We start from the raw sequence: 13,258 nt of genomic DNA on the forward strand, positions 1-13,258 counted from the left end.
GATTTTCATTGAGTATTAGAACAGAAAAATGCTTGGAGTATTTGTTTGTGTGTTTATTTTTATATAACAAACTATAAACACAACAAAAATATAAAAAAAGAGACAAAAATCAACAGAAAACTATTGACAACGATTTCATATAGTGTTATACTTATGGCATAAAGTTAATGGAAAGAAGGGAAAACCTTATGGGATTAGATTATTTCTTTGACAAAAACCTTGTGTTTTGCTTAGAAGCGGATAATCAAGAACATCTCTTTGATCAGGTTGCAACTTTATTGGAAGAACGAGAAATCGTAACTCCGACCTATCGTGAAGCCTTGATCACGCGTGAAAAGTCATTTCCAACTGGCTTAGATATGGAATTTTTGGGTAAGGATTTGCCGAATGTGGCTATTCCTCACACAGATATTGTTCATAATCTTGCCGAAAAAGTTGTGGTCGTTCGATTAGATAAACCTGTGACCTTCCACAACATGATTGCACCAGATAAGGAAGTAGAAGTATCTTTACTCTTCTTTATCATTAATAACTCAAGTTCAAGTCAAACAAACATTCTTGCTCAGTTGATGGACTTCTTTACTGGAAATGGTCATCTTGAAGACCTATCAAAAATTTCTGAACCAGAAGCCCTCTATGCTTATATCGCTGAAGCAATTGCTTAATCTTGTCTATTAAAAATATTAAATCGGAGGAAATCCATATGATTAAAATTCTTGCTGCCTGCGGTGCAGGTGTTAACTCAAGCCACCAAATTAAAAGTGCTCTTGAAGAAGAACTTTCAAACCGTGGCTACGATGTGCACTGTGATGCAGTCATGGTCAAAGACGTTAACGAAGACCTTATCAAAGGTTATGACATCTTCACACCAATTGCTGCGACAGACCTTGGTTTTGACCCAGGTATTCCAGTTATCGAAGCTGGACCAATCTTATTCCGTATCCCAGCTATGAGTGCTCCAGTATATGATAATATTGAAGCAGCCATTAAAGAACACGGGTTAAGCTAATTTTAATTTGTTAACATTCATATAACATAAAAAAGGGAGGAACTGTTATGGATGCAATCTTTGACCTAATCGGAAAGGTTTTCAATCCCATCTTAGATATGGGTGGACCTGTCATCATGTTAATCATTTTGACAGTATTGGCTTTACTTTTTGGAGTGAAATTCTCCAAAGCGCTTGAAGGTGGTATCAAACTTGCCATCGCTCTTACAGGTATCGGTGCCATCATCGGTATGCTCAACACTGCTTTCTCAGCATCACTTGCAAAATTCGTTGAAAACACTGGTATCCAATTGAGTATTACCGACGTTGGTTGGGCACCACTCGCAACAATCACTTGGGGATCTGCTTGGACACTTTACTTCTTGCTCATCATGTTGATTGTCAACGTAGTGATGCTTGCTATGAAGAAAACCGATACACTTGATGTCGATATCTTTGATATCTGGCACTTGTCTATCACAGGTCTCTTGATTAAATGGTATGCTGATAACAATGGTGTGAGTCAAGGGGTTTCACTCTTTATTGCTACAGCAGCTATCGTCCTTGTCGGTGTGTTGAAAATTATCAACTCTGACTTGATGAAACCTACATTTGATGACCTTCTTAACGCCCCAAGTTCATCACCAATGACATCAACTCACATGAACTACATGATGAACCCAGTTATCATGGTTTTGGATAAGATTTTTGAAAAATTCTTCCCAGGCCTTGATAAATATGACTTTGATGCTGCTAAATTGAACAAGAAAATCGGTTTCTGGGGATCTAAATTCTTCATCGGTTTCATCCTTGGTATCGTTATCGGTATTATGGGAACTCCACATCCAATTGCAGGTGTTGCAGATGCAGATAAATGGCGTCTTGTTATCAAAGGATGGTTGTCTCTTGGTTTGACTGCCGGTGTATCTTTGGAACTCTTCTCACTTATCGGTTCATGGTTCATCGCAGCCGTAGAACCACTATCACAAGGTATTACAAACGTTGCTACTAAACGTCTTCAAGGACGTAAATTCAATATCGGTCTTGACTGGCCATTCATCGCTGGTCGTGCTGAAATCTGGGCTTGTGCCAACGTACTTGCTCCAATCATGTTGATTGAAGCTGTTCTTCTTTCAAAAGTCGGAAATGGTATCTTGCCACTTGCAGGTATCATCGCTATGGGTGTTACTCCAGCTCTCTTAGTTGTAACTCGTGGTAAATTGCTCCGTATGATTATCTTCGGAACACTCTTGTTGCCACTCTTCCTTCTTTCAGGTACACTTATTGCACCATTTGCAACAGAACTTGCTAAAGGTGTAGGTGCCTTCCCAGCAGGTGTGAGCCAAACTCAATTGATCACTCACTCAACTCTTGAAGGACCAATCGAAAAACTTCTTGGTTGGACAATTGGTAACACTACAACTGGTGATATCAAAGCAATTCTTGGTGCAGTAGTCTTCCTTGTATTCTATATCGGTATCTTTGCTTGGTACAGAAAACAAATGATCAAACGTAACGAAGAGTACGCAGCAAAAGCAAAATAATGCGCTCCTATAAAATGTAAATTGTTGAAACTAGGTTGTCATACTGTTTAGGAGTGACAGCCTAGGTTTTTTATAAACTATCAAGAAATCGGAGAAAATAATGGTAATTGAATAATACTCAATGAAAATCAAAGTGTAAACTAGGAAGCTAACCGCAGGTTGCTCAAAACACAGTTTTGAGGGTGTAGATAAGATTGACGAAGTCAGTAATCATACCTACGGCAAGGCGACGCTGACGAAGTTTGAATTGGATTTTCACAGAGTGTAAATTGTTGAAACTAGGTTGTCATACAATGTATACCACTTGGGCTTTGGCAGTAGCTAACTGCACTAAATATAATATAAGGAGGGTTTTATGGGGAAAGGCCATTGGAATCGGAAAAGAGTTTATAGCATTCGTAAGTTTGCTGTGGGAGCTTGCTCAGTAATGATTGGGACTTGTGCAGTTCTATTAGGAGGAAATATAGCTGGAGAATCTGTAGTTTATGCGGATGAAATACTTATTACTCATACTGCTGAGAAACCTAAAGAGGAAAAAACGATAGTAGAAGAAAAGGCTGATAAAGCTTTGGAAACTAAAAATGTAGTTGAAAGGACAGAACAAAGTGAATCTAGTTCAACTGAGGCTATTGCATCTGAGAAGAAAGAAGATGAAGCCGTAACTCCAAAAGAGGAAAAAGTGTCTGCTAAACCGGAAGAAAAAGCTCCAAGGATAGAATCACAAGCTTCAAGTCAAGAAAAACCGCTTAGGGAAGATGCTAAAGCTGTAACAAATGAAGAAGTGAATCAAATGATTGAAGACAGGAAAGTGGATTTTAATCAAAATTGGCACTTTAAACTCAATGCAAATTCTAAGGAAGTCATTAAACCGGATGCAGATGTATCTACGTGGAAAAAATTGGATTTACCGTATGACTGGAGTATTTTTAACGATTTCGATCATGAATCTCCTGCACAAAATGAAGGTGGACAGCTTAACGGTGGGGAAGCTTGGTATCGCAAGACTTTCAAACTAGATGAAAAAGACCTCAAGAAAAATGTTCGCCTTACTTTTGATGGCGTCTACATGGATTCTCAAGTTTATGTCAATGGTCAGTTAGTGGGGCATTATCCAAATGGTTATAACCAATTTTCATATGATATCACTAACTATTTGAACAAAGATGGTCGTGAGAATGTGATTGCTGTCCATGCAGTCAACAAACAGCCAAGTAGCCGTTGGTATTCAGGAAGTGGTATCTATCGTGATGTGACTTTACAAGTGACAGATAAGGTGCATGTTGAGAAAAATGGGACAACTATTTTAACACCAAAACTTGAAGAACAACAACATGGCAAGGTTGAAACTCATGTGACCAGCAAAATCGTCAATACGGACGACAAAGACCATGAACTTGTAGCAGAATATCAAATCGTTGAACGTGGTGGTCAGGCTGTGACAGGTCTAGTACGTACAGAGAGTCGTACCTTAAAAGCACATGAATCAACAAGCCTAGATGCGATTTTAGAAGTTGAAAGACCAAAACTCTGGACCGTTTTAAATGACAAACCTGCCTTGTACGAATTGATTACGCGTGTTTACCGTGACGGTCAATTGGTTGATGCTAAGAAGGATTTGTTTGGTTACCGTTACTATCACTGGACTCCAAATGAAGGTTTCTCTTTGAATGGTGAACGTATTAAATTCCATGGAGTATCCTTGCACCACGACCATGGGGCGCTTGGAGCAGAAGAAAACTATAAAGCAGAATATCGCCGTCTCAAACAAATGAAGGAGATGGGAGTTAACTCCATCCGTACAACCCACAACCCTGCTAGTGAGCAAACCTTGCAAATCGCAGCAGAACTAGGTTTACTCGTTCAGGAAGAGGCCTTTGATACTTGGTATGGTGGCAAGAAACCTTATGACTATGGACGTTTCTTTGAAAAAGATGCCACTCACCCAGAAGCTCGAAAAGGTGAAAAATGGTCTGATTTTGACCTACGTACCATGGTCGAAAGAGGCAAAAACAACCCTGCTATCTTCATGTGGTCAATTGGTAATGAAATAGGTGAAGCTAATGGTGATGCCCACTCTTTAGCAACTGTTAAACGTTTGGTCAAGGTTATCAAGGATGTTGATAAGACTCGCTATGTTACCATGGGAGCAGATAAATTCCGTTTCGGTAATGGTAGCGGAGGGCATGAGAAAATTGCTGATGAACTCGATGCTGTTGGATTTAACTATTCTGAAGATAATTACAAAGCCCTTAGAGCTAAGCATCCAAAATGGTTGATTTACGGTTCAGAAACATCATCAGCAACCCGTACACGAGGAAGTTACTATCGCCCTGAACGTGAATTGAAACATAGCAATGGACCTGAGCGTAATTATGAACAGTCAGATTATGGAAATGATCGTGTGGGTTGGGGGAAAACAGCAACCGCTTCATGGACTTTTGACCGTGACAACGCTGGCTATGCTGGACAGTTTATCTGGACAGGTACGGACTATATTGGTGAACCTACACCATGGCACAACCAAAATCAAACTCCCGTTAAGAGCTCTTACTTTGGTATCGTAGATACAGCCGGCATTCCAAAACATGACTTCTATCTCTACCAAAGCCAATGGGTTTCTGTTAAGAAGAAACCGATGGTACACCTTCTTCCTCACTGGAACTGGGAAAACAAAGAATTAGCATCCAAAGTAGCTGACTCAGAAGGTAAGATTCCAGTTCGTGCTTATTCGAATGCTTCTAGTGTAGAATTGTTCTTGAATGGAAAATCTCTTGGTCTTAAGACCTTCAACAAAAAACAAACCAGCGATGGTCGTACCTACCAAGAAGGTGCGAATGCTAAGGAACTCTATCTTGAGTGGAAGGTTACTTACCAACCAGGTACCTTGGAAGCTGTAGCTCGCGATGAAGCTGGAAAAGAAATTGCACGTGACAAGATTACCACTGCAGGGCAACCAGCAGGAGTTCGCCTCGTCAAGGAAGAACACGCCATCGCCGCAGATGGAAAAGACTTGACTTACATCTACTACGAAATCGTAGACAGTGAAGGAAATGTTGTACCAACTGCCAATAATTTGGTTCGTTTCCAATTGCATGGACAAGGTCAACTAGTCGGTGTCGATAATGGGGAACAAGCCAGCCGAGAACGCTATAAGGCGCAAGCAGATGGTTCATGGATCCGTAGAGCCTTTAACGGTAAAGGGGTTGCCATCGTTAAATCAACTGAACAAGCAGGTAAATTCACTCTGACTGCCCACTCAGATCTCTTGAAATCGGATCAAGTTACCGTCTTTACTGGTAAGAAAGAAGGACAAGAGAAGACTGTTTTGGGGACAGAAGTAGCAAGAGTTCGTACATTAATTGGTAAAGAACCAAAAATGCCGAAAACAGTAGGTTTTGTATACAGCGACGGTAGTCGTGAAAAACTTCCAGTAACTTGGTCTCAAGTCGATGTTAGTCAAGCAGGAGTTGTGACTGTTAAAGGTACAGCAAATGGACGTGAGGTAGAGGCTCATGTCGAGGTTCTAGCAATTGCGAAAGAATTACCAACAGTTAAACGTATTGCTCCAAATACTAACTTGAATTCTGTAGACAAATCTGTTTCCTATGTTTTGACTGATGGAAGTGTACAAGAGTATGAAGTGGACAAGTGGGAGATTGCCGAAGAAGATAAAGTTAAGTTAGCAATTCCAGGTTCTCGTATTCAAGCGACCGGTTATTTAGAAGGTCAACCAATTCATGCAACCCTTGTGGTAGAAGAAGGAAATGCTGCAGCACCTGTAGTGCCAACTGTTACTGTTGGAGGTGAGGCAGTAACAGGTCTTACTAGTCGACAACCAATGCAATATCGTACTCTATCTTATGGTGCCCAACTGCCAGAAGTCACAGCAAGTGCTGAAAATGCTGATGTGACAGTTCTTCAAGCAAGCGCAGCAAACGGCATGCGTGCGAGCATCTTTATTCAGCCTAAAGATGGTGGCCCTCTTCAAACCTATGCAATTCAATTCCTTGAAGAAGCACCAAAAATTGCTCACTTGAGCTTGCAAGTGGAAAAAGCTGACAGTCTCAAAGAAGACCAAACTGTCAAATTGTCGGTTCGAGCTCACTATCAAGATGGAACGCAAGCTGTATTACCAGCTGATAAAGTAACCTTCTCTACAAGTGGTGAAGGGGAAGTCGCAATTCGTAAAGGAATGCTTGAGTTACATAAGCCAGGAGCAGTCACTCTCAAAGCGGAATACGAGGGAGCTAAAGGCCAAGTTGATCTCACTATCCAGGCCAATACTGAGAAGAAGATTGCGCAATCTATCCGTCCAGTAAATGTAGTGACAGATTTACACCAAGAACCTACTCTTCCGTCAACAGTAACGGTTGAGTATGACAAAGGTTTCCCTAAAGCTCACAAAGTCACTTGGCAAGCTATTCCGAAAGAAAAACTAGACTCCTATCAAACCTTTGAAGTACTAGGTAAAGTTGAAGGAATTGACCTTGAAGCGCGTGCAAGAGTCTCTGTAGAAGGTATCGTTTCAGTTGAAGAAGTCAGTGTGACAACTCCAATCGCAGAAGCACCACAATTACCAGAAAGCGTTCGGACATATGATTCAAATGGTCACGTTTCATCAGCTAAGGTTGCATGGGATGAGATTCGTCCAGAGCAATACGCTAAGGAAGGTGTCTTTACAGTTAATGGTCGCTTAGAAGGTACGCGATTAACAACTAAACTTCATGTTCGCGTATCTGCTCAAACTGAGCAAGGTGCAAACATTTCTGACCAATGGACCGGTTCAGAATTGCCACTTGCCTTTGCTTCAGATTCAAATCCAAGCGACCCAGTTTCAAATGTTAATGACAAGCTCATTTCCTACAATAACCAACCAGCCAATCGTTGGACAAACTGGAATCGTAGTAATCCAGAAGCTTCAGTCGGTGTTCTGTTTGGAGATTCAGGTATCTTGAGCAAACGCTCCGTTGATAATCTAAGTGTCGGATTCCACGAAGACCATGGAGTTGGTGCACCGAAGTCTTATGTGATTGAGTATTATGTTGGTAAGACTGTCCCAACAGCTCCTAAAAACCCTAGTTTTGTTGGTAATGAGGACCATGTCTTTAATGATTCTGCCAACTGGAAACCAGTTACTAATCTAAAAGCCCCTGCTCAACTCAAGGCTGGAGAAATGAACCACTTTAGCTTTGATAAAGTTGAAACCTATGCTATTCGTATTCGCATGGTTAAAGCAGATAACAAGCGTGGAACGTCTATCACAGAGGTACAAATCTTTGCGAAACAAGTTGCGGCAGCCAAACAAGGACAAACAAGAATCCAAGTTGACGGCAAAGACTTAGCAAGCTTCAACCCTGATTTGACAGACTACTACCTTGAGTCTGTAGATGGAAAAGTTCCGGCAGTCACAGCAAGTGTTAGCAACAATGGTCTCGCTACCGTCGTTCCAAGCGTTCGTGAAGGTGAGCCAGTTCGTGTCATCGCGAAAGCTGAAAATGGCGACATCTTAGGAGAATACCGTCTGCACTTCACTAAGGATAAGAACTTACTTTCTTATAAACCAGTTGCTGCGGTTAAACAAGCTCGCTTGGTACAAGTAGGTCAAGCACTTGAATTGCCGACTAAGGTTCCAGTTTACTTCACAGGTAAAGACGGCTACGAAACAAAAGACTTGTCAGTTGAATGGGAAGAAGTTCAAGCAGAAAATCTGACAAAAGCAGGTCAATTTACCGTTCGAGGCCATGTCCTTGGTAGTGATCTTGTTGCTGAGTTCACTGTACGAGTGACAGACAAACTAGGCGAAGCTCTTTCAGATAACCCAGAGTATGATGAAGACAGTAACCAGGCCTTTGCTTCAGCCACTAACGATATTGATAGAAACTCCCATGACCGTGTGGATTATCTCAATGACGGAGATCATTCAGAAAATCGTCGTTGGACAAACTGGTCTGCAAGACCGTCTACCAATCCAGAAGTATCAGCAGGCGTAATCTTCCGTGAAAATGGTAAGATTGTAGAACGGACTGTTGCACAAGGAAAAGTTCAGTTCTTTGTAGATAGTGGTACAGATGCACCATCTAAACTTGTTTTGGAACGTTATGTCGGCCCAGACTTTGAAGTGCCTACCTACTATTCAAACTACCAAGCCTACGAATCTGGACATCCATTTAACAATCCAGAAAATTGGGAAGCTGTGCCTTATCGTGCGGATAAAGACATTGCAGCTGGTGATGAAATCAACGTAACATTTAAAGCTATCAAAACTATCAAAGCCAAAGCTATGAGATGGCGTATGGAGCGTAAAGCAGATAAGAGCGGTGTTGCGATGATTGAGCTGACCTTCCTTGCACCGAGTGAATTGCCTCAAGAAAGTACGCAATCAAAGATTCTTGTAGATGGAAAAGAACTTGCTGATTTCGCTGAAAATCGTCAAGACTATCAAATTACCTATAAAGGTCAACGGCCAAAAGTCTCAGTTGAAGAAAACAATCAAGTAGCTTCAACTGTGGTAGATAGTGGAGAAGATAGCCTTCCAGTACTTGTTCGCCTCGTTTCAGAAAGTGGAAAACAAGTCAAGGAATACCGTATCCACTTGACTAAGGAAAAACCAGTTTCTGAGAAGACAGTTGCTGCTGTACAAGAAGATCTTCCAAAACTCGAATTTGTTGAAAAAGATTTGGCATACAAGACAGTTGAGAAAAAAGATTCAACACTGTATCTAGGTGAAACTCGTGTAGAACAAGAAGGAAAAACTGGTAAAGAACGTATCTTTACAGCGATTAATCCTGATGGAAGTAAGGAAGAAAAACTCCGTGAAGTGGTAGAAGCTCCGACAGACCGCATCATCTTGGTTGGAACCAAACCAGTAGCTCAAGAAGCTAAAAAACCACAAGTGTCAGAAAAAGCAGATACAAAACCAATTGATTCAAGTGAAGCTAGTCAAACTAATAAAGCCCAGTTACCAAATACAGGTAGTGCGGCAAGCCAAGCAGCAGTAGCAGCAGGTTTAGCTCTTCTAGGTTTGAGTGCAGGATTAGTAGTTACTAAAGGTAAAAAAGAAGACTAGAAATTTTGATACCTTCTTTATCATTAAAGACCAAAGAAAAACTCTTGTCCTAAATAGAAGATAAAGAGCCTGAGACAAAATAGTTCTCAACCACAAAAAAGCTAGATATTTCCAATTGCGGAACTCTAGCTTTTTAATTTTGAGTCGTTCTCTTATTGTATAGTAGATTGAAACTAGAATAGTACACTTCTACTTCTAAAACATTGTTAGAAATCAATTTGACTGTCCTTATCGATTTGTCCTGTTCTTATTTCATTTCACTATGTTTTAGGAGGTTATTGGCCATAAGTACCAATCCCATGTCAATTCTCACTTGACGCATCCCTCTCAGATTACATATCTTGTAACCCAAACAAGCCTTTATCTGCCCAAAGACAGGTTCCACATCAATCTTGCGTTGAGCGAAAATCTGTCTACCTTGGGGAGATAAAAGCGCCTGACATTCTTTAACTTTCAAGTTTTGATAGCCTTCGTTCATATACAGTCCCTTTTGAGGGGCTGATTCAGGTTCGTCGGCGTAGTAAACCTTGATTTCCTGTTGCAAGTCTGTCTGTGTTTTCTGATGTTTGATATGGTGAAAACGATAGCACCAGCCATCAGGATGTGTGTAGCTATCCTCCTTGTTATCATAGTGCCAATTCGCTAAGTTTCTAGCTGACTGTTTATACCCTCTCTTTTGTTCCTTGTCAAACATGGCATATTTAATCAGAAGGGGAGTGATTTCTTCTTGAAAATAGACCTGTATCTGTTCTTGAAGTTTGGCGGAGAATTTCTCTGTCGTTTTCTTCCACACAAAACTATACTTGTTGGCATTGGCTTCAATCTTAGTTCCGTCAATAAACAGACAATCTAAGGTCACTAACTCTTCCACTTTTAAACGAAGATTGAGGTCGATGAAAAGATCACGAATAAGGTCTTCCATCCCTTCAGCGACTCGAAAACGATTGATGGTGCGATAGCTGACAACCAACTGCCCTGTTAGGTATTACATAGCCAGATTTTCAATCATCATTTTTTCAATTTTTCGCCCAGAGAAAATCCCTTGTGAATAGGCAAATAGAAGAGCAGATACAAGCATTTTTGGGTGATAAGACGGGCGACCAAAGGCATGATAGAAGGCGTGGAAGTGATAATCCTCCAAGGTATTCACCACTTTTTCAATCGTAAAGACGAGATGGTCTTGTGGCAAGAAGGAACTGATTTCTAGTGGTAAAGTTGTTTGATTTGTGTTATAGTGAATATGCATGGGATAGCCTTTCTAAACGGTTTATTGTGCAATTCTATTTTACCAAGACTATCGCAACCATGCAAAAAAGCAACGGCAAATCCGTTGCTTTTTTGGATATAAGAGACTATTGTCCCAGACTCTTTTCTTTGTATAAAATTGTATAGTGTTATTGTCTATACTATTTTGTAGAGAAAGCAAAAATCCCTAGAAAAAAATGCTTAGGGATTCGACTATTTCATTAAGAACAATTCAACAATCATTTCTATATACATGATAAGGGTTAATAAGAATCCTGCACGCCAGAAGAATTTGATGAATTTAGGATAGTAAAAGCTGCGTTTTTTCAAAAGGAAGAAAAAGACGAGAATAATGGCTAGGAACGAGAGGGCTAGCCCCAGTCTAGGGAGGAAATTATGGGTAAAGGTTTTAGCTGTAATCAAGTAATACTCAAATACCAAGACTGGAAAAGCCAAATCCGCAAAGTTTCGTCCTAGTTTTTTTAATCTAAAAAGTTTGGTTAGGATAATGCAGACGACTAAGGTCAGTATCAATAATAAAATAGATGCTAATTTCATTAAAATCATACCCATATTGTATCATAAAAAAAAGGCTAATGGAAACGAGAAACAGAGGAATTTATAGGAAAGTCAGGCTTTTGAGATTGTGGGTGATTTTTGTTATAATGAAAGTTATAAAATCTTATAATACCTTGAATGATTATTATCGAAAACTCTTTGGAGAAAAGACTTTTAAAGTCCCTATTGATGCGGGATTTGACTGTCCCAATCGTGATGGAACTGTGGCTCATGGAGGCTGTACTTTTTGTACGGTTTCAGGTTCTGGAGATACTATTGTAGCCCCAGATGCGCCTATCCGTGAGCAATTTTATAAGGAAATTGACTTTATGCACCGTAAGTGGCCGGATGTTCAGAAGTATCTGGTTTATTTTCAAAATTTTACCAACACCCATGAAAAGGTGGAAGTTATTCGAGAGCGTTATGAACAGGCTATCAATGAGCCAGGTGTGGTAGGAATCAATATTGGAATGCGCCCAAACTGTTTACCAGACGAAACCATCGAATATTTGGCTGAGTTATCGGAGTGCATGCATGTGACGGTTGAATTGGGCTTGTAGACTACTTATGAAGCAACTTCTGACCTGATTAACCGTGCGTATTCTTATGAATTGTAGGTGGAAACGGTCAAGCGTTTGAGAAAGTATCCCAAGATTGAGATTGTTTCCCATTTGATTAATGGTTTGCCTGGTGAAACCCATGAGATGATGGTTGAAAATGTCCGCCGTTGTGTCACGAATAACGATATTCAAGGGATTAAACTGCATTTGCTCCATCTTATGACAAATACTCGTATGCAACGAGATTACCATGAGGGACGTTTACAATTGATGAGTCAGGACGAATATGTCAGGGTCATCTGTGACCAACTGGAAATCATTCCCAAACATATCGTCATCCATCGAATCACAGGAGATGCACCTAGGGATATGCTGATTGGGCTTATGTGGAGCCTCAATAAATGGGAAGCTCTCAACAGCATTGAGATGGAGATGCGACGTCGTGGAAGTGTTCAAGGATGCAAGGCTGTAAAACAGGAGTTTGAAAATGAAAAGACCACTTGAGATGGCACATGATTTTTTGGCTGAGGTCGTGACAAAAGAGGATGTCGTAGTGGATGCGACTATGGGAAATGGTCATGACACGCTTTTTTTAGCCAAGCTAGCCAAGCAAGTCTATGCCTTTGATATTCAGAAGCAAGCCTTGGAAAAGACCCAAGAGCGTTTGCATCAGGCTGGCTTGACAAATGCCCAGTTAATCTTGCAAGGTCATGAGACACTGGACCAGTTTGTGACAGAAGCCAAGGCAGGGATTTTTAATCTGGGTTATCTGCCGTCGGCTGATAAGTCAGTCATTACCCAACCTCAGACAACGATTGAAGCCTTAGAAAAGCTGTGTAGCTTACTTGTCAAAGGTGGACGGATTGCCATTATGATCTACTATGGTCATGATGGAGGCGACCTCGAGAGGGATGCTGTCTTGGATTTTGTGAGCCAGTTGAACCAACAAGAGTACACAGCTACCATTTACCGAACTTTAAACCAAATCAACAATCCACCATTTTTAGTGATGATTGAAAAATTAGAGAGATACAGACATGGATAAACAATACCTACACGAAAAGCTGGATGCCATGCGCCAGAATTTTGTTGAATCAACCCACCACGAACGAGCGGTGGGCGTGCTAGACCAAGCGCATATGAGCAAAAAAATGCTTAAAATCAAGAAAAAATTAGTTGCTCTTGAAATGGAACGGTGCCAGAGAAAAATTGAGCACAAAGACTGTTCCAAGATTGACCAAAAAATCAAAGAGCAGAAGGAGATATTTGAATCCTGTTGTAAAAAAGATTAAGGAGG

At 40.7% G+C, this 13,258-nt stretch carries 7 protein-coding genes and 2 pseudogenes; 7 read left to right on the top strand and 2 right to left on the bottom strand.

Annotated features, from left to right (window positions below; genetic code table 11):
- The first annotated feature begins 188 nt into the window (after nucleotides 1-188).
- The 4 genes from HT715_RS01030 (at nucleotide 189) to bgaA (ending at nucleotide 9,598) form a co-directional block, all read left to right on the top strand.
- The gene (locus HT715_RS01030) at nucleotides 189-665 is read left to right on the top strand and encodes a PTS sugar transporter subunit IIA (RefSeq protein WP_171040613.1); all 477 of its coding nucleotides are present in this window, start codon (nucleotides 189-191) and stop codon (nucleotides 663-665) included.
- Between the two features lie 38 nt (nucleotides 666-703).
- Nucleotides 704-1,009: a PTS sugar transporter subunit IIB gene (locus HT715_RS01035; protein ID WP_000590550.1), complete on the top strand. Its 306-nt coding sequence runs from the start codon at nucleotides 704-706 to the stop codon at nucleotides 1,007-1,009.
- A gap of 47 nt (nucleotides 1,010-1,056) precedes the next feature.
- Nucleotides 1,057-2,532, top strand: coding sequence for a PTS galactitol transporter subunit IIC (locus tag HT715_RS01040; RefSeq protein WP_054388158.1), 1,476 nt, complete (start codon nucleotides 1,057-1,059; stop codon nucleotides 2,530-2,532).
- 355 nt (nucleotides 2,533-2,887) lie between these two features.
- The gene (gene bgaA / locus HT715_RS01045) at nucleotides 2,888-9,598 is read left to right on the top strand and encodes an LPXTG-anchored adhesin/beta-galactosidase BgaA (protein WP_138707458.1); all 6,711 of its coding nucleotides are present in this window, start codon (nucleotides 2,888-2,890) and stop codon (nucleotides 9,596-9,598) included.
- Nucleotides 9,599-9,845: 247 nt separating this feature from the next.
- Here the strand turns inward: bgaA and HT715_RS01050 are convergent.
- Nucleotides 9,846-10,844, bottom strand: a pseudogene (locus tag HT715_RS01050) (transposase).
- A 212-nt stretch (nucleotides 10,845-11,056) separates the two neighbouring features.
- Entirely contained in the window at nucleotides 11,057-11,416 is a 360-nt protein-coding gene (locus tag HT715_RS01055; protein ID WP_000525405.1) for a DUF3397 domain-containing protein, read from the bottom strand.
- A 92-nt stretch (nucleotides 11,417-11,508) separates the two neighbouring features.
- On the opposite strand from HT715_RS01055, the pseudogene HT715_RS01060 reads away from it, so the two are divergent.
- The 3 genes and pseudogenes from HT715_RS01060 to HT715_RS01070 all read left to right on the top strand — a co-directional run bounded on the left by HT715_RS01060 (nucleotide 11,509) and on the right by HT715_RS01070 (nucleotide 13,253).
- A pseudogene (locus tag HT715_RS01060) lies at nucleotides 11,509-12,465 on the top strand (TIGR01212 family radical SAM protein).
- Entirely contained in the window at nucleotides 12,449-13,006 is a 558-nt protein-coding gene (locus HT715_RS01065) for a class I SAM-dependent methyltransferase (protein WP_166736041.1), read from the top strand. The pseudogene HT715_RS01060 and the gene HT715_RS01065 overlap by 17 nt, the downstream one beginning before the upstream one ends.
- Complete coding sequence (locus HT715_RS01070; RefSeq protein ID WP_000361073.1) at nucleotides 12,999-13,253, top strand: hypothetical protein; 255 nt, start codon at nucleotides 12,999-13,001, stop codon at nucleotides 13,251-13,253. Before HT715_RS01065 ends, HT715_RS01070 begins: the two co-directional genes overlap by 8 nt.
- Nucleotides 13,254-13,258: the final 5 nt, after the last annotated feature.

Origin of the sequence: Streptococcus sp. 4155, from assembly GCF_013276695.1 — a bacterium.
GTDB lineage: Bacteria > Bacillota > Bacilli > Lactobacillales > Streptococcaceae > Streptococcus > Streptococcus pseudopneumoniae.